The 16,559-nt window shown below is 56.3% G+C and carries 16 protein-coding genes; 11 read left to right on the top strand and 5 right to left on the bottom strand.

Annotated features, from left to right (window positions below; translation table 11 throughout):
• Nucleotides 1-37 precede the first annotated feature (37 nt).
• The 4 genes from cysB to acnA all read left to right on the top strand — a co-directional run bounded on the left by cysB (nucleotide 38) and on the right by acnA (nucleotide 4,961).
• Nucleotides 38-1,012 (top strand): HTH-type transcriptional regulator CysB, encoded by a 975-nt coding sequence (cysB, locus tag CBW22_RS16045; protein ID WP_021510116.1) that lies wholly within the window; start codon nucleotides 38-40, stop codon nucleotides 1,010-1,012.
• Between the two features lie 492 nt (nucleotides 1,013-1,504).
• The gene (locus CBW22_RS16040; RefSeq protein ID WP_071813666.1) at nucleotides 1,505-1,663 is read left to right on the top strand and encodes a YmiA family putative membrane protein; all 159 of its coding nucleotides are present in this window, start codon (nucleotides 1,505-1,507) and stop codon (nucleotides 1,661-1,663) included.
• 3 nt (nucleotides 1,664-1,666) lie between these two features.
• Nucleotides 1,667-1,843, top strand: a complete 177-nt coding sequence (locus CBW22_RS26370; RefSeq protein ID WP_176428134.1) for a hypothetical protein — start codon at nucleotides 1,667-1,669, stop codon at nucleotides 1,841-1,843.
• Nucleotides 1,844-2,279: 436 nt separating this feature from the next.
• The gene (acnA, locus tag CBW22_RS16035; protein ID WP_088517173.1) at nucleotides 2,280-4,961 is read left to right on the top strand and encodes an aconitate hydratase AcnA; all 2,682 of its coding nucleotides are present in this window, start codon (nucleotides 2,280-2,282) and stop codon (nucleotides 4,959-4,961) included.
• Between the two features lie 70 nt (nucleotides 4,962-5,031).
• Here the strand turns inward: acnA and ribA are convergent, their stop codons facing one another.
• Nucleotides 5,032-5,625, bottom strand: a complete 594-nt coding sequence (gene ribA / locus CBW22_RS16030) for a GTP cyclohydrolase II (RefSeq protein ID WP_058758620.1) — start codon at nucleotides 5,623-5,625, stop codon at nucleotides 5,032-5,034.
• A gap of 230 nt (nucleotides 5,626-5,855) precedes the next feature.
• Between ribA and pgpB the strand changes: the two genes are divergently transcribed.
• The 5 genes from pgpB (at nucleotide 5,856) to yciH (ending at nucleotide 9,464) form a co-directional block, all read left to right on the top strand.
• Entirely contained in the window at nucleotides 5,856-6,620 is a 765-nt protein-coding gene (gene pgpB / locus CBW22_RS16025) for a phosphatidylglycerophosphatase B (RefSeq protein WP_021505947.1), read from the top strand.
• A gap of 126 nt (nucleotides 6,621-6,746) precedes the next feature.
• On the top strand, nucleotides 6,747-7,052 hold the full coding sequence (locus CBW22_RS16020; RefSeq protein ID WP_058771279.1) for a LapA family protein: 306 nt from the start codon (nucleotides 6,747-6,749) through the stop codon (nucleotides 7,050-7,052).
• Nucleotides 7,053-7,058: 6 nt separating this feature from the next.
• Nucleotides 7,059-8,228, top strand: coding sequence for a lipopolysaccharide assembly protein LapB (lapB, locus tag CBW22_RS16015; RefSeq protein WP_021505949.1), 1,170 nt, complete (start codon nucleotides 7,059-7,061; stop codon nucleotides 8,226-8,228).
• 205 nt (nucleotides 8,229-8,433) lie between these two features.
• Nucleotides 8,434-9,141: an orotidine-5'-phosphate decarboxylase gene (gene pyrF, locus CBW22_RS16010; RefSeq protein WP_021505950.1), complete on the top strand. Its 708-nt coding sequence runs from the start codon at nucleotides 8,434-8,436 to the stop codon at nucleotides 9,139-9,141.
• Nucleotides 9,141-9,464: a stress response translation initiation inhibitor YciH gene (gene yciH, locus CBW22_RS16005; protein ID WP_021505951.1), complete on the top strand. Its 324-nt coding sequence runs from the start codon at nucleotides 9,141-9,143 to the stop codon at nucleotides 9,462-9,464. The genes pyrF and yciH overlap by 1 nt, the downstream gene beginning before the upstream one ends.
• 69 nt (nucleotides 9,465-9,533) lie before the next feature.
• Here yciH and osmB read toward each other — a convergent pair whose 3' ends face one another.
• Nucleotides 9,534-9,749 (bottom strand): osmotically-inducible lipoprotein OsmB, encoded by a 216-nt coding sequence (gene osmB, locus CBW22_RS16000; protein ID WP_031279061.1) that lies wholly within the window; start codon nucleotides 9,747-9,749, stop codon nucleotides 9,534-9,536.
• Nucleotides 9,750-10,132: 383 nt separating this feature from the next.
• On the opposite strand from osmB, the gene araD reads away from it, so the two are divergent.
• Both araD and CBW22_RS15990 read left to right on the top strand, forming a co-directional pair.
• Entirely contained in the window at nucleotides 10,133-10,831 is a 699-nt protein-coding gene (gene araD, locus CBW22_RS15995; protein ID WP_088517172.1) for an L-ribulose-5-phosphate 4-epimerase, read from the top strand.
• Between the two features lie 292 nt (nucleotides 10,832-11,123).
• The gene (locus CBW22_RS15990) at nucleotides 11,124-11,990 is read left to right on the top strand and encodes a crotonase/enoyl-CoA hydratase family protein (protein ID WP_021505954.1); all 867 of its coding nucleotides are present in this window, start codon (nucleotides 11,124-11,126) and stop codon (nucleotides 11,988-11,990) included.
• Between the two features lie 15 nt (nucleotides 11,991-12,005).
• On the opposite strand, the gene pdeR is transcribed toward CBW22_RS15990, so the two are convergent.
• From pdeR to CBW22_RS15975, 3 genes are all read right to left on the bottom strand, one after another.
• A complete protein-coding gene (gene pdeR, locus CBW22_RS15985; RefSeq protein WP_058758614.1) occupies nucleotides 12,006-13,991 on the bottom strand; it encodes a cyclic di-GMP phosphodiesterase in 1,986 nt (661 codons plus the stop codon).
• 153 nt (nucleotides 13,992-14,144) lie between these two features.
• Nucleotides 14,145-14,441: a YbdD/YjiX family protein gene (locus CBW22_RS15980; RefSeq protein WP_088517171.1), complete on the bottom strand. Its 297-nt coding sequence runs from the start codon at nucleotides 14,439-14,441 to the stop codon at nucleotides 14,145-14,147.
• On the bottom strand, nucleotides 14,434-16,500 hold the full coding sequence (locus CBW22_RS15975; protein WP_059012964.1) for a carbon starvation CstA family protein: 2,067 nt from the start codon (nucleotides 16,498-16,500) through the stop codon (nucleotides 14,434-14,436). The genes CBW22_RS15980 and CBW22_RS15975 overlap by 8 nt, the downstream gene beginning before the upstream one ends.
• Between the last annotated feature and the right edge of the window lie 59 nt (nucleotides 16,501-16,559).

Below are 16,559 nucleotides of genomic sequence, written 5' to 3'. Positions count from 1 at the left end.
GGGAATGCACCTCTGTCGCTATCGGGAAGATATAACTATGAAATTGCAGCAGTTGCGTTACATCGTTGAAGTCGTTAACCACAACCTCAATGTCTCCTCCACGGCAGAGGGGCTGTATACCTCGCAACCGGGCATCAGTAAGCAGGTGCGCATGCTGGAAGATGAGCTGGGCGTGCAGATTTTTGCCCGCAGCGGCAAACATCTGACGCAGGTGACGCCAGCGGGCGAAGAAATTATCCGTATTGCCCGCGAAGTTTTGTCCAAAGTGGATGCGATCAAATCGGTTGCCGGTGAACACACCTGGCCAGATAAAGGATCGCTGTACGTGGCCACGACCCACACTCAGGCGCGCTATGCACTGCCTGGCGTAATCAAAGGCTTTATCGAACGCTATCCGCGCGTTTCCCTGCATATGCATCAGGGCTCGCCCACACAAATTGCTGAGGCGGTCTCCAAAGGCAATGCCGATTTCGCCATTGCCACCGAAGCGCTGCACCTGTACGACGACTTGATTATGCTGCCGTGCTATCACTGGAACCGCGCCATTGTGGTCACGCCGGATCATCCGCTGGCGGGGAAATCCAATGTGTCGATTGAGGAGCTGGCTGATTTCCCGCTGGTAACTTACACCTTCGGTTTTACCGGCCGCTCAGAACTGGATACTGCGTTTAACCGTGCCGGTTTAACGCCGCGTATTGTTTTCACCGCAACCGATGCCGACGTGATCAAAACCTATGTGCGTTTAGGCCTGGGGGTTGGGGTGATTGCCAGCATGGCGGTGGACCCGGTTTCCGATCCGGATTTGGTGCGCATTGAAGCTTCAGAAATCTTCACCAATAGCACTACCAAGATTGGTTTCCGCCGCAGCACCTTCCTGCGCAGCTATATGTATGATTTCATTCAGCGCTTCGCACCGCATCTGACGCGAGACGTGGTGGACGCCGCTGTGGCGCTGCGCTCAAACGAAGATATCGAAGCGATGTTCCGCGATATCAAGCTTCCTTTCAGGTAATCACCTAACTCATTATTTTTGCGGGATGTCCAGCGACTTCCCGCACACTTCCCGCCGCTTAGCACCAGCAGAACCTCAAAAAATTCCATTATTTTTTTGTAAATGAAACATGCGTCACATGTTTTTTCATTGTTATTTATTAAATGCGAATCAGTACACAATTTTTACTTTGCCGCTTTGCGGACTGCCAGGAATATTCCCATACTCCAGTTAAGAGCTGATGAGAAAGGGCTTTTTAACTGGCTCGTTAAATTAAACTCAAATTTAGAGTGGATCTAAATTTGGTTTAAGCCAAATTTACAATGTAACTATTAAATTAATAGTTTGCAGCGTGCTTAAATTTATCTCATCAGTTTTGGCGGTTTTGATAAATAGCGTTAATCGTTGTGCTCAATAAAAATAACTGGATTTTTGGACTTAACAAGTTTAGGATTCGTCCTAAATCTTCATCGTTGTTATCAATCGTTTTATTGAGAGTGATTATCAAAAACTATGACTACGAGATTAACTGTACAACCGGACTTCCGGGCTAAAAGCACCAAGGTAGAGCGTTCAGGTAACATCCGTCGCAAAGCCTGGTTGACTGTCTTCGCTGCTTCAGCACTGTTCTGGGTAGTGGTGGCGTTAATGATTTGGCGTATGTGGGGTTAAGCCATGTGGGCAAATACACTCAGTCGTAAATATCCGGTCGCTGCGCGTCAGCCTAAAGCACCGGTGTGCAAAGCCAAAGACGCGCCTGCTGAACCGCAAGTGGCAATCCCGGCTTCATGGGAACTGAGTGAACAGCAGCGCAGCTTTATTGAATCATTCATGGATCCGAAGTCTAAATAACGCAGTCTGCGTCCAATTCTTATTAAGACATACTGTCGCGCATTTTACCGGACTCTCCGGTGGGCACGTTAAAAGCCCGTCCTTTAACACTCAGCATCTAAAAAAACGGTGTCATCAGTACAACGCTGAAGACGATGGCTTTTTGTTGCCCGCGATCCGGGAGGAGTGACAGATGAATACCACAACTTTTTCATGGCTCAGCGTTTATGCCTTCTCAATGGCCTTTTGGGCTGCGGCCGTCTGGGCCGTCCTGTAATTCGCTAATCCTGCCAGTTAACGCTTTCTGAATGCCCTGACTTTTGTCAGGGCATTTTTCGTTGCGGTTTTGTGTGTCAATTCGTGTTGTTATCAAAACGTTAACGAAAATGTGGTCTATCTTTAAGCTAAACCTTGCACTCTCTGAGGTTTAGCAGAAGAGCCCATAAAAGGAGGAGTTATGTCGTTAACGTTACGTGAGCAGAGTCAGGATGCGCTGGAAGTAGGGGCAAAAAAATATCATTACTACAGCTTGCCGAAAGCCGCTCAGCAGGTCGGTGATATCGATCGCTTACCAAAATCCCTCAAGGTTCTGCTGGAAAACCTGCTGCGCTGGCAGGATGAAGATTCCGTAACGGCAGCAGATATTCAGGCGCTGGTGGCGTGGCAGCAAACTGCACATGCCGATCGCGAAATTGCTTATCGTCCGGCACGCGTATTAATGCAGGATTTCACCGGCGTACCGGCCGTGGTTGACCTGGCGGCGATGCGTGAAGCCGTTAAGCGGCTGGGCGGTGATGTGGCGAAAGTTAACCCGCTGTCACCGGTCGATCTGGTGATTGACCACTCGGTCACGGTCGACCACTTTGGCGATGACGATGCGTTTGAAGAAAACGTGCGCCTGGAGATGGAACGCAACCACGAACGCTACGTTTTCCTGCGCTGGGGGCAAAAAGCCTTTAACCGTTTCCGCGTCGTGCCGCCGGGCACCGGTATCTGTCATCAGGTCAATCTGGAGTACCTCGGTAAAGCCATCTGGCATGAAACGCTGGACGGCAAAGCAGTGGCTTATCCGGATACGCTGGTCGGCACCGATTCCCATACCACCATGATTAACGCCCTGGGCGTGCTTGGCTGGGGCGTAGGCGGCATTGAAGCTGAGGCCGCCATGCTGGGCCAGCCGGTTTCAATGCTGATTCCCGATGTGGTGGGTTTCAAGCTGACCGGCAAACTGCGCCCCGGTATCACCGCCACCGACCTGGTATTAACCGTGACGCAGATGCTGCGCAAGCACGGGGTGGTCGGTAAGTTTGTCGAATTCTACGGTGACGGACTGGCCGATCTGCCGCTGGCGGATCGCGCAACCATCGCCAACATGGCGCCAGAATATGGCGCAACCTGCGGTTTCTTCCCGATTGATGAAGTCACGCTCAGCTACATGACGCTCACCGGGCGCGATGCGCAGCAGGTTGAGCTGGTGGAAGCCTATGCAAAACAGCAGGGGCTGTGGCGTAAACCGGGCGATGAACCCATCTTCACCAGCACGCTGGCGCTGGATATGGCTGAAGTAGAGTCGAGCCTCGCCGGTCCGAAGCGTCCGCAGGATCGCGTCTCCCTCGGCGACGTACCGGCGGCCTTTGACGCCAGTAACGAGCTGGAAGTGAATCACGCGCAGAAGCCGCACAAAACGGTCAGCTATCTGGACAGTGAAACCGGCGACCGCATCCAGCTGGATGATGGTGCCGTGGTGATCTCCGCGATTACGTCCTGTACCAACACCTCGAACCCCAGCGTCTTAATGGCGGCTGGCCTGCTGGCGAAAAAAGCCGTCGAGCGCGGACTAATGCGTAAACCCTGGGTAAAAGCCTCGCTGGCACCAGGATCAAAAGTGGTGTCCGACTATCTCGCCGTGGCGCAGCTGACCCCGTATCTTGATGAGCTGGGCTTTAACCTGGTGGGTTACGGCTGCACCACCTGCATCGGTAACTCCGGCCCGCTGCCGGATGAGATCGAAAGCGCGATCAAAGAGGGCGATTTGACGGTGGGTGCCGTGTTGTCCGGTAACCGCAACTTCGAAGGGCGTATCCATCCGCTGGTAAAAACCAACTGGCTGGCGTCTCCGCCGCTGGTGGTGGCGTATGCGCTGGCGGGCAACATGAAGATCAACCTGCAGACTGATCCGATCGGTCAGGATCAGCAGGGCAAAGACGTCTATCTGAAGGACATCTGGCCATCGCCGGAAGAGATTGCCGCATCGGTGCAGAAAGTTACCAGCGACATGTTCCATAAAGAGTACGCCGAGGTGTTCGACGGCACGCCTGAGTGGCAGCAGATCAAAGTCAGCGAAGCCGCCACCTATGACTGGGACGAAGGCTCCACCTATATTCGTCTGTCTCCGTTCTTTGACGATATGGAAAAAACACCCCAGCCGGTGCAGGACATTCACGGCGCGCGCATCCTGGCGATGCTCGGTGATTCGGTGACGACCGACCATATCTCCCCGGCTGGCAGCATTAAAGCGGAAAGTCCGGCGGGGCGTTATCTGCTGGCGCACGGCGTTGAGCGTAACGACTTCAACTCGTATGGTTCACGACGCGGCAACCACGAAGTCATGATGCGCGGTACGTTTGCCAACATCCGTATTCGCAACGAAATGGTGCCTGGCGTCGAGGGCGGTTATACCCGGCACTATCCGAGCCAGGAACAGCTGGCTATCTACGATGCGGCGATGAAGTATCAGGAGGAGGGCGTGCCGCTGGCGGTTATCGCCGGGAAAGAGTACGGCTCCGGCTCCAGCCGCGACTGGGCGGCGAAAGGTCCGCGCCTGCAGGGCGTGCGCGTGGTGATTGCCGAATCGTTCGAGCGTATTCACCGCTCTAACCTGATCGGCATGGGCATTTTACCGCTGGAGTTCCCGGCGGGCGTAACGCGTAAGACGCTGCAGCTGACCGGGGAAGAGCGTATCGACGTGGCAAATCTGGCACAGCTGCAGCCCGGCTGCAGCGTCCCGGTGACGCTGACGCGGGCTGACGGCAGTCAGCAGACGCTGGATACTCGTTGTCGTATCGATACCGGTAATGAGCTGACCTATTACCAGAACGACGGCATCCTGCATTATGTGATACGCAATATGCTCAACTAAAAACAAAGCCGGGCATGCCCGGCTTTATTATTGACGCTGAAAGTGCATGACGCGAGGGCGCACCGCCGCGTTACGATTTCGGCAGCAGATGTCCCATCTTCTCGGCTTTCGTATCGAGATAGTGCGCATTTTTCGGGTTACGGCCAACGATCAGCGGCACGCGCTCAACGATATTGATACCCGCTTCTGACAGGATCTCCACTTTGCGCGGATTGTTGGTCAGCAAACGCACTTCATTGATGCCCAGCAGTTTAAACATGTCGGCGCACAGGGTGAAGTCACGCTCATCGGCGGCAAAGCCCAGCTGGTGGTTCGCTTCCACCGTGTCGTAGCCTTTGTCCTGCAACGCATAGGCGCGAATTTTGTTCAGCAGCCCGATGTTGCGGCCTTCCTGACGATGGTACAGCAGCACGCCGCGTCCTTCTTCCGCAATGGCGGTCAGCGCTGCCTCCAGCTGGAAGCCGCAGTCGCAGCGCAGGCTGAACAGCGCATCGCCGGTAAGACATTCGGAGTGGACGCGCGCCAGCACCGGATTATGATCGCTAATATCACCATAAACCAGCGCGACGTGGTCGTGGCCGGTTGCCAGTTCTTCAAAACCAACCATCAGGAAATCTCCCCATGGCGTGGGCAGTTTGGCTTCTGCTACCCGTTTCAGCTGCATGTGACTCTCCAGAACCTTCAGAGGATGCGCTATCATCATGATAACGCACGGGCCAGACTGGCCCGACGAAACTGCCGATATTGTGCCACAACCTGAACCAGGGCCGCTAATCAGTCAGAGTGATTGTAGTGATAAAGCACAATTATCTAAGCCGCAACGGGTATGTTATTCTTTTTTCAACTAAAGTTATGCAATACGCCTGTCAGGTCGGGAAACAATAAAGGGACAAGATGTTAAAAATTGTGCAACGCACCACGCTGGGCGCGTTTTTATTATTGCTGATGCCGCTGGGCGTATGGCTTTCCGGCTGGCAGTGGCAACCGGGGGAGAGCGGGCATCTGTTGCGCGTGCTGTTCTGGATCACCGAAACCGTCACCAGTCCGTGGGGCACGCTGACCAGCCTGATTCTGAGCGGATGGGTACTGTGGTGCCTGCGCTTTCGCCTCCGGCCGGCCATTCTGTTGTTGATTATCATGAACGGCGCGATTCTTGCTGGTCAGTCGACCAAAACCTTTATTAAAGAGCAGGTGCAGGAGCCGCGGCCGTATGTGGTCTGGCTTGAGCACAGCCACGGCGTCAACGAACAGCAGTTTTATCAGCTGAAACGGCAGCAGCGCGGCGAAATGGTGTCCGCCTTGCTCGCCAATGACACAAAGCTGCCCGCCTGGTTAAAAAATCACTGGGCGTTTGAGACGGGCTTTGCTTTTCCGTCTGGCCATACCATGTTTGCCGCCAGCTGGGCGCTGCTGGTGATTGGCCTGTTATGGCCGCGCCGGCATGTCGTTACGGTGGTGGTGCTGTTTGTCTGGGCGACGCTGGTCATGGGCAGCCGGCTGGTACTGGGCATGCACTGGCCGCGCGATCTGGTGGTCGCGACGCTGATCTCGTGGCTGCTGGTGACGCTGGCAACCTGGCTGGCGCAGCGCTTTTGTGGCCCGCTCAGCGTGCCACCTGAAGAGCAGCGTGAGATTGCCGGGCGCGATGACGGATTGTAATTTCTCCCTTTGCCCCCATATGATTGATTGTACTTGCAGAAAGGGCACTAACTGCTGCGCGGATAAGCAGCAACGGCGGCACTTTTTTGGCATACTCTACCGGATAACCTCACGACAGGACGCATTGTGAAATATTTGCTGATTTTTCTCGTGGTTTTGGTCATTTTCATCATCTCCGTCACGCTCGGAGCGCATAATGACCAGATTGTCACCTTCAACTATCTGCTGGCGCAGGGCGAATTCCGCATTTCAACCTTGCTGGCCTGCCTGTTTGGTGCCGGATTTTTGCTGGGCTGGGCGATCTGTGGCCTGTTCTGGCTGCGCATTCGTGTTTCGCTGGCGCATGCACAGCGCAAACTGAAACGTATGCAGGCGCAAAATGAACAATCTGCTGCGGTAAATAGCACCTCCACTGCAGTGCGTCGGGATTAATGTTCGATGCTTGAATTGCTGTTTCTGCTTCTTCCTGTCGCGGCGGCGTACGGCTGGTATATGGGCCGCCGCAGTGCGCAACAGGATAAGCAACAGGAAGCTAACCGTCTGTCACGCGAATACGTGGCAGGGGTCAACTTTCTTCTTTCTAATCAGCAGGATAAAGCGGTCGATCTGTTCCTCGATATGTTGAAAGAGGACAGCGGTACCGTTGAAGCCCACCTGACGCTCGGTAATCTGTTCCGTTCGCGCGGCGAAGTCGACCGCGCCATCCGCATTCACCAGTCGTTAATGGAAAGCGCGTCGCTGACCTACGATCAGCGTTTGCTGGCCATTCAGCAGCTGGGACGCGATTACATGGCTGCCGGCTTGTACGATCGCGCCGAAGACATGTTCAGTCAGCTGATCGATGAAACTGATTTTCGCATCAGCGCGCTACAGCAACTGCTGCTGATTCATCAGGCGACCAGCGACTGGCAGAAAGCCATCGAGGTGGCGGAGCGGCTGGTAAAACTCGGCAAGGATAAGCAAAAGGGCGAAATCGCCCATTTCTACTGCGAGCTGGCGCTGCAGGCGCTGAGCAGTGACGACCTCGATCGTGCCATGAACCTGCTGAAAAAGGGTGAAGCGGCCGACCACCAAAGCGCGCGCGTTTCCATCATGATGGGACGTATCCTGATGGAGCAGGGCGAATACGCGAAAGCGGCGCAGCGGCTGCAGCGCGTGCTGGAGCAGGACAAAGAACTGGTGAGCGAAACGCTGCCGATGCTGGAAACCTGCTATCAGCGACTGGAGCAGCCTGACAGCTGGGCGCAGTTCCTGCAACGCTGCGTTGAAGAGAACACCGGTGCCGCGGCGGAACTCTATCTGGCGGACATTCTGGAGCAGCAGCAGGGGCCGGAAGCGGCTCAGCTTTACATTAACCGTCAGCTGCAGCGCCATCCCACCATGCGCGTGTTCCATCGTCTGATGGATTTCCACCTGCATGAGGCAGAAGATGGCCGCGCCAAAGAGAGTCTGATGGTGCTGCGCGACATGGTTGGCGAACAGATTCGTACTAAACCACGCTACCGCTGTCAGAAGTGCGGCTTCACCGCGCACGCCCTCTACTGGCACTGTCCATCGTGCCGCGCCTGGTCTTCCGTTAAACCGATTCGCGGACTCGACGGCCAGTAAGCTGGCCGTGTTCGGGGATTATTCATAACGCATAGTAGTTACAACATACTAACAGAATAATTATCATCGACGCTTCAGCACTGTGCACCACCTCGTCAATCAGCAAGGCAATCGCCGTCGCAACGTTGTCGTGGCCGGGTTGCACGGGTAGAATGCTTGCCGTTTGTCCATCGCGCCTGCGGGTGCCAGCCTCTGAGGAAACGTTATGCCTGTTACTCACTCACCGATTCTGGTGGCACTCGACTATCATGATCTCAATAGCGCACTGCAGTTCGTTGACCGTATCGATCCGGGCCAGTGCCGTCTGAAAGTGGGTAAAGAGATGTTTACCCTGTTTGGACCGTCGCTGGTGAAGACGTTGCAGGCGCGCGGTTTTGAGGTATTCCTCGATCTCAAATTTCATGACATCCCGAACACGACGGCACATGCGGTCGCAGCGGCAGCAGATCTCGGTGTGTGGATGGTCAACGTGCATGCCAGCGGCGGGGCGCGGATGATGAATGCGGCGCGCGAAGCGCTACTGCCGTTTGGCAGTGATGCGCCCTTGCTGATTGCGGTGACGGTGCTGACCAGCATGGATGAAGACGATCTCAAAGGTCTTGGCATCACCTTATCGCCGGCGCAACAGGCTGAGCGTCTGGCTCGACTGACGCGCGAGTGTGGTCTTGATGGTGTGGTGTGCTCGGCGCAGGAAGCCGCGCACTTCAAACAGGTTATCGGGCAGGATTTCGCGCTGGTCACGCCGGGTATTCGCCCGGCGGGTAGCGAGGCCGGCGATCAGCGTCGCATCATGACGCCGCAGCAGGCACAACAGGCCGGTGTGGATTACATGGTGATTGGGCGACCGATCACCCAATCTGCCGATCCGGCGCAGACGCTGCAGCAAATCCTGCACAGTTTACAGGAGGGCTAATGGCTCAGGACAATCCGCTGGTTTATTCCACCGAAACCGGCCGTATTACGCATAGCGAAGAGAAACCGCAGCGACCGAAAGGCGATGGCATCGTGCGCATTCAGCGCCAGACCAGCGGGCGTAAAGGTAAAGGCGTGTGCCTGATCACCGGCATTGATCTCGATGATGATGCGCTGGCAAAGCTGGCGGCCGAGCTTAAGAAGAAGTGCGGCTGCGGCGGGGCGCTGAAAGAGGGCGTGATTGAGATTCAGGGCGATAAGCGTGATTTGCTTAAAACGCTGCTGGAAGCCAAAGGTATGAAGGTTAAACTGGCGGGCGGTTAATGAAAGCGGGCCACGCAAGGTGGCCCGATGTGACGTAGATGCGCTGCGTAGCCTGCTACAATATTATTATTAATCAACCTGATGGCCAATAATGCCGCCCACCGCAGCGCCACCGACGGTGCCCAGCGCGCTGCCGTTGGTGAGCACCGATCCACCAATGGCACCGGCACCGGCGCCAATCGCCGTGTTGCGGTCACGTTTTGACCAGTTGGAACAGCCGCTCAGGGCCACCACTAACGTCGTTGCCAGCACGGCAACCGTCACGCGTTTCATTGTTGTAGTCATGGACATCTCCTTGATGGTTTGCTCAGAGGCAACTCGTTAAGTATAGATGTTACGCCCTGAAGTTGTTCGCCCGATACACTCAGGCGGTGCTTTTCCTTCAGCCTGCACGCTGGCGCGCAGCCCTTTGCGCGCGTTGTTCACGCTGCTGGCAAAGACCATTTTGGTACCGCCGCAGGCTTGAGATAATTCTAGGCGTAAGCGGATGTGTATGCAGAAAGAAAACTCTGAAATCCCGACGTGGTGTCCCCATCCGGATCCCGTATCAAACCCCACACTTTACCCGCTTTAGCCACTTTCCGCTGCTAATCCAGCCATTCCCTCCATAACGTTTTTACCGGTGGCTCCGCACAATTCAGTGATGACTGTATGGCGGAGTAAACACAATGCTGGAAGCGCTTAAACAGCAGGTTCTGGAGGCCAATCTTGACCTGCCGCGTTACAACCTGGTGACCTTTACGTGGGGCAATGTCAGTGCGGTAGACCGCGAGCGCGGGCTGCTGGTGATCAAACCCTCGGGCGTTAAATATGAGCAGATGCAGCGCGACGACATGGTGGTGGTCGAGCTGGAAAGCGGCAATGTCGTGGAGGGCCAGCTGCGGCCATCCTCGGATACCGCGACACACCGCGCACTGTATCTGGCGTGGCCGGAGATTGGCGGCATCGTGCACACGCATTCGCGCCACGCCACCATCTGGGCGCAGGCGGGCAGGGACATCCCTGCATGGGGCACCACGCACGCTGACGATTTCTATGGCACCATTCCCTGCACCCGCGCGATGCATCGGGCAGAGATTGAGCAGGAATATGAATGGCACACCGGCCAGGTCATCATTGAAACCTTTGCGCAGCGCGGCATCGAGCCCGGCGCGATTCCTGCTGCGCTGGTGAACTCCCACGGGCCGTTTGCCTGGGGGAAAGACGCACATAGTGCGGTGCACAGTGCGGTGGTGCTGGAAGAGGTGGCCTATATGGCGCTGCACACTGAGCAGCTGCGCGCGGAGCTGCCGCCTATCGCTCAGACCCTGCTTGACCTGCACTATCTGCGCAAGCACGGGAAGAACGCCTGGTACGGGCAAGGCTGAGCGCGTGATGTTGTCTCAAGGCACCGGCGGGTGCCTTTTTTATTTAAAGGGATTGCGTGCCCGGACGAGACGAGGACTGTGGATGCTTCGTTTATTCACCATGCGTTAAGCGTTTTTATGCGCTTGCCGGCTGCTGCGCCGTCATTAAGTAAGCCCGCTAATCTTTCCTCAGGCAGGGGCTCGGGGATCTCTCTGGATTTTACGTTATAAATCAAACTCTCATTTGGTCTGGCCTCACTCTGCATTACGCTGATGTGGCGTTTAACGCATCACATAAATAGAGGATGAGACGATGACAGTAATTAACCAACCAACCTGCCGCCTGTTTACCGAAGTCGGCCAAACCACCCAGCTCGCCGCCTATTATGAGGAAGGTCGACACACCATGTGGATGATGCTGCGTGCTCAGCCGCGCCCCAGTTTCAACCACGAATTAATCGAGGAGATCATGAACCTGAGCTACGCCGCCCAGCGTTCCGGTCTGCCGATTGATTTCTGGGTGACCGGATCGCTGGTGCCGCAGATGTTTAACGCCGGGGGCGATTTGCGTTTCTTTGTCGAATGCATTCGCAACAACCGCCGTGAAGCACTGCGCGCCTACGCCCGCGCCTGTGTTGACTGCATCCATTCGGCGGCCCGCGGTTTTGACACCGGCGCAGTGACGCTGGCGATGATTGAGGGCAGTGCCTTAGGCGGCGGTTTTGAAGCAGCGCTGGCGCACCACTTCATTCTGGCGCAGAACAGTGCGCGTATGGGCTTCCCGGAAATTGCTTTCAACCTGTTCCCCGGCATGGGCGGCTACTCACTGGTGGCACGCCGCTCCGGGATGAAGCTGGCCGAAGAGCTGATCTGTGAAGGGGAGTCGCACAGCGCAGAGTGGTATGAAACCCGTGGTCTGGTCGACAAAGTGTTCCAGCCCGGTGACAGCTACCGCACCACTCGTACCTTCATCGATACGCTGCGGCCAAAACTGAATGGAGTCCGTGCCATGCTGAAAGCGCGACAGCGCGTGCTGCAGCTGTCACGGGCAGAACTGATGGATATTACTGAGGATTGGGTCGACTATGCTTTCACGCTGGAACCGAAAGATATTGCCTACATGGAACGTCTGGTACAGCTGCAAAATCGTCACAGCGCATCACTGCGCAAAGCCGGTTAGCAGTACGCTAAGACGTTAAACGCGGGCAGGATGCTTAGCCAGCCAATGCCCGAGCTGCTCTGCGGGCATTGGTTTCGCATAATAATAACCCTGACGCCCATCGACACCGTTGGTCAGCACAAACTTCTCTTCGGCTTTGGTTTCGATGCCTTCGGCAATGACCTGTAAATCCAGGGCTTTCGCCACGGCAACGATCGCGCGCACCAGCGACTGCGATACCGGTTGCTTGTTGATATTGCGCACAAAACTTTGATCCAGCTTAATCGCATCGATCGGCACGCGCGCCAGCTGGGAGAGCGAGGAGTAGCCCGTGCCGAAATCATCCAGATGCACCTGTGCGCCTAACTCCTGAAACTGTTTCATCAGCTTCAGCGCACCGGCCTCGTTCTCGATCAGGCAGCTTTCCGTCAGCTCGATGTCTATCGGGCACTCACTGATGCCCGCTTCGCTCAGCGCCTGTTTCAGGTCACTGTAAATGCTCTGGTCGATCAGCTGCTTGGCGGAAACGTTCACTGCGACGCGCAGGTAAATGCCTTCGCTGCGCCATTTAACGATTTGCTGCAGCACGTTCAGCATCACCCAGCGCCCGAGCGGCACAATCAGTCCGGACTCTTCCGCGTAAGAGATGAAATCGCCAGGCGGCACCAGGCCGCGTTCAGGTGAATTCCAGCGCACCAGCGCCTCGGCACTGCGCACTTCACCGTCGCGATCGATCTTCGGCTGATAGTGCACCACCAGATGATCCTGCTCCAGCGCTTTGCGCAGATTGGTATCCAGCCACAGATATTCAAATACGCGCTGGTTCATCTCGCTGGCGAACACGCAGAATTTGCCGCGCCCGTTCTCTTTAGCGTGGTACATCGCGGTATCGGCGTTACGAATCAGACTTTCGCGATCTTCACCATGCAGCGGGGCGAGGGCGATACCAATCGAGCAGCCGCTGTAGACTTCGATCAGTCCGATACGGAACGGCTGACGCAGCCGCTCCAGAATGCGTGAGGCCATCGCCTCCAGCGCCGCCTGACTGGTGTGCTCAGCCAGTACCACAAATTCATCACCGCCGAGGCGCGCCAGCGTCTGGTCCTTGCCAAGACAGCTGAGGATCGCCAGCGACACCGCCTGCAGCAGCTGGTCGCCAAACATATGGCCGTAGGCATCGTTTACCTTTTTAAAATTGTCGAGATCGAGGTAAACCACGCCGGTCTGGCTGCCGTTAGCCAGCTCCAGTGCCAGGCTAATTTGCTGATGGATAGCGTTGCGATTCGGCAGGCCGGTCACCGTGTCGGTATTGGCCATAACGCGTAAGCGCTCCTGCGCCCGACGCTCTTCTGTGATGTCGGTTCCGGAACAGATGAGGAAAATTTCATTTTTTCCGCTACCGCTGTGGACGAACTTATTACGAAACAGAAACAGTCGCTGACCTTTTCGGGTTTTAACCCAGCGCTCCACTTCGTAGGAGTTGCCGTCGCGAAAGAAGCCGGCGATATTGCGGCGCGACGCCTGCGCTTCCTGCTTGGTCATAAACAGCTGAAACACATTGCGGCCAATTACTTCCTGCTCTTTCAGGCCGGTGTACTCTTCGCTCAGGCGGTTAAAACGCTGAATGTTGCCGCGCTGATCGAGGATGACGATCACCGAATTCGCTTCAGACACCACCTGTTCGGCGAAGGAGAGGCCAAGGGTTAAATCGCGCGCCACCGACGAGGTATCGCCCCAGGCGGATGCGGTACCGGCCCAGGTGGACTGATTCACTTTACGGCCGACAAAGTGCATCGGCACTGGCGAGCCGTGCAGTGAAAGAGTCAGGTTGATGCTGGAAGTAATTACCGTCATGGCACGCAGCAGACTGGCCTGAGCCGGCGTCAGGGGCACCGCCATATTGGTATTGGCATTTTCATCTTCGGCAAAATGCAGCGCATCGCTATCTGAAGTTAAACGCCAATGAGGGCTGGTTGTGCCAAACAAGGTATATAGCAACGTTTGCCCTTGTTCATCGGTCATGGAAACTTCCTCCGGAGGAATGCGCAGCAGGGGTATCTCATTATTTTAGCAACAGTATTCAACCTCCTGCGCCAGCACAAGATGCAAACTGAATATATTTTTGTTTTTATTAAAGAATGGCACGAAAAAGCCCCGAATTCCGGGGCTGAAAGGTTAGCACGGGCACTTGCCGAGTTTACCCGCCTGGCTGGGAAAACGCGCCTCCAGGCAGTAACGATGGAAGGCGCGCTCATCCATGGGGGGCTGTTCCGGATGTTTTTCGCGCATATGCTTCAGATAAGTTTGATAGTCGTGCACGCCCACCATTAACCGGAAGCTCTGCTGTAATCCCTGCCACAGACGCTGCCAGCGTGAGCGCGGCGCGGCAGGGGCGCGGGCAGCGAGCGGTAAGCACTGCTGAATTTGCCAGCCCGCGTGCGGCTTTTTCCAGCGTAAAATGGCCTCAGACATTGCGCACCTCCTGACGCAGTGACACGTCCGACTCATGGGTGGTCGGCACTGAACTGCGCAGCGCGCGCCGGATCACGAAGAACGCCGCAATCAGCATGGTTACCGCGACCAGCATGAAAAAGCCGCACAGCGCCGCGTTGATCTGGTTGCTGAACACGATGGTTTGCATGTCGGCCACGGTTTTCGCCGGTGCGATAATCACGCCCTCATCGAGACCTTTACGGAACTTACTGGCCTGCGCGAGGAAACCAATTGACGGTTTTTCATGGAAAATTTTCTGCCAGCCAGCGGTCATGGAGGTGATAAACAGCCAGGCGGTGGGCACAATCGTCACCCAGGCGTAACGCTGCTTTTTCATTTTGAACAGCACCACGGTACCGAGGATCAGCGCCATCGACGCCAGCATCTGGTTACCGATGCCAAACAGCGGCCACAGGGTGTTGATGCCGCCGAGCGGATCGACCACGCCCTGATACACGAAGAAACCCCAGCCCGCCACGGCCACGGTGGTACCGGCCATGTTCCCGAGCCACGAGCGGTTGTTAGCCAGCGAAGGCACCACGGTCCCGACCAGATCCTGCACCATAAAACGGCAGGCGCGGGTACCGGCATCCACGGCGGTGAGGATAAACAGCGCCTCAAACAGAATGGCGAAGTGATACCAGAACGCCATCATCGCGCGGCTGTTAAACACCTCGGTGATGATATGCGCCATCCCGACGGCAAACGTCGGTGCGCCACCGGCGCGGGAGAGAATGGTGCTTTCGCCCACTTCGCCGGCGATACCGCTCAGCATCTCCGGCGTCACCACAAAGCCCCAGCCATTAATTACCTGAGATGCGTTCTCCACCGTGGTGCCAATCAGCGCCGCCGGTGAGTTCATGGCAAAGTAGACGCCAGGATCGAGCACCGAGGCACAAATCAGCGCCATGATCGCCACAAAGGACTCCATTAGCATGGCGCCATAGCCGATGAAGCGAATATGGCTTTCGCGCTCCACCAGTTTTGGCGTCGTACCGCTCGACACCAGCGCGTGGAAGCCGGAGATCGCGCCGCAGGCAATGGTGATAAACAGGAACGGGAACAGCGCGCCGGAGAACACCGGCCCCGTGCCGTCGATAAAGCGCGTCACCGCCGGCATCTTCAGTTCCGGCATGGCGAACAGAATGCCCACCGCCAGCCCGATGATTACGCCGATTTTCAGGAAGGTGGAGAGGTAATCACGCGGCGCCAGCAGCAGCCACACCGGCAGCGACGAGGCAACAAAACCGTAGATCACCAGCACCCACGTCAGCTCGGTGCCTTTCAGGGTAAAAATCGGTCCCCAGTACGGATCGGCCGCCACGTCACCGCCGTAAATGATCGCCGCCATCATCAGCACAAAGCCGATGATCGACACTTCGGCGATTTTACCCGGGCGCAGAAAGCGCATATACACGCCCATGAACAGGGCAATCGGAATGGTGGCGGCGATGGTAAACAGCCCCCACGGACTGTTAGCCAGCGCTTTCACCACCACCAGCGCCAGCGCGGAGAGAATAATGATCATCACACCGAGCGCACCGAGCATGGTGACCACGCCGGCGAACGAGCCCAGTTCCTGGCGCGCCATCTCACCCAGCGAACGACCGTCGCGGCGCGTGGAGATAAATAGCACCAGAAAATCCTGCACCGCGCCGGCCAGCATCACGCCGACCAGAATCCAGATGGTGCCGGGCAGAAAACCCATCTGCGCCGCCAGGATCGGCCCGACCAGCGGACCGGCACCGGCGATCGCGGCAAAGTGGTGGCCAAACAGCACCCACTTGTTGGTGGGAACATAGTCCAGCCCGTCATTGAAGCGCTCTGCCGGCGTGCGACGCCGGTCGTCCAGCTCAAAAATGCGCCTGGCGATAAACAGGCTGTAGAAGCGATACGCGATGCTATAGCAGGCGACGGAGGCGATCACCAGCCAGACGGCATTAACGTGCTCGCCGCGACTGAGCGCCAGCATGGCGAACGCAGCCGCACCAATTAACGCCACCGCTAACCAGATCAATCCGGTTCTGACGTTGTTCATGAGTTAACTCCTTGTAGGGACCGGGAAAAAGGCGATCGGAATACAACAAGTTAAAAGTA

The sequence above is a fragment of the Pantoea sp. VS1 genome, assembly GCF_002207995.1.
GTDB classification, from domain to species: domain Bacteria; phylum Pseudomonadota; class Gammaproteobacteria; order Enterobacterales; family Enterobacteriaceae; genus Pantoea; species Pantoea dispersa.
The sequence above is the reverse complement of the archived record's forward strand: the minus strand, read 5'-3'. Positions and strand labels throughout refer to the sequence as shown.

Bases quoted from the DNA above. Each gene is read 5' to 3' on its own strand.
- cysB (WP_021510116.1), top strand. From the start codon at position 38: ATGAAATTGCAGCAGTTGCGTTACATCGTTGAAGTCGTTAACCACAAC.
- CBW22_RS16040 (WP_071813666.1), top strand. From the start codon at position 1,505: ATGACTACGAGATTAACTGTACAACCGGACTTCCGGGCTAAAAGCACC.
- CBW22_RS26370 (WP_176428134.1), top strand. From the start codon at position 1,667: ATGTGGGCAAATACACTCAGTCGTAAATATCCGGTCGCTGCGCGTCAG.
- acnA (WP_088517173.1), top strand. From the start codon at position 2,280: ATGTCGTTAACGTTACGTGAGCAGAGTCAGGATGCGCTGGAAGTAGGG.
- ribA (WP_058758620.1), bottom strand. From the start codon at position 5,625: ATGCAGCTGAAACGGGTAGCAGAAGCCAAACTGCCCACGCCATGGGGA.
- pgpB (WP_021505947.1), top strand. From the start codon at position 5,856: ATGTTAAAAATTGTGCAACGCACCACGCTGGGCGCGTTTTTATTATTG.
- lapB (WP_021505949.1), top strand. From the start codon at position 7,059: ATGCTTGAATTGCTGTTTCTGCTTCTTCCTGTCGCGGCGGCGTACGGC.
- pyrF (WP_021505950.1), top strand. From the start codon at position 8,434: ATGCCTGTTACTCACTCACCGATTCTGGTGGCACTCGACTATCATGAT.
- yciH (WP_021505951.1), top strand. From the start codon at position 9,141: ATGGCTCAGGACAATCCGCTGGTTTATTCCACCGAAACCGGCCGTATT.
- osmB (WP_031279061.1), bottom strand. From the start codon at position 9,749: ATGACTACAACAATGAAACGCGTGACGGTTGCCGTGCTGGCAACGACG.
- araD (WP_088517172.1), top strand. From the start codon at position 10,133: ATGCTGGAAGCGCTTAAACAGCAGGTTCTGGAGGCCAATCTTGACCTG.
- CBW22_RS15990 (WP_021505954.1), top strand. From the start codon at position 11,124: ATGACAGTAATTAACCAACCAACCTGCCGCCTGTTTACCGAAGTCGGC.
- pdeR (WP_058758614.1), bottom strand. From the start codon at position 13,991: ATGACCGATGAACAAGGGCAAACGTTGCTATATACCTTGTTTGGCACA.
- CBW22_RS15980 (WP_088517171.1), bottom strand. From the start codon at position 14,441: ATGTCTGAGGCCATTTTACGCTGGAAAAAGCCGCACGCGGGCTGGCAA.
- CBW22_RS15975 (WP_059012964.1), bottom strand. From the start codon at position 16,500: ATGAACAACGTCAGAACCGGATTGATCTGGTTAGCGGTGGCGTTAATT.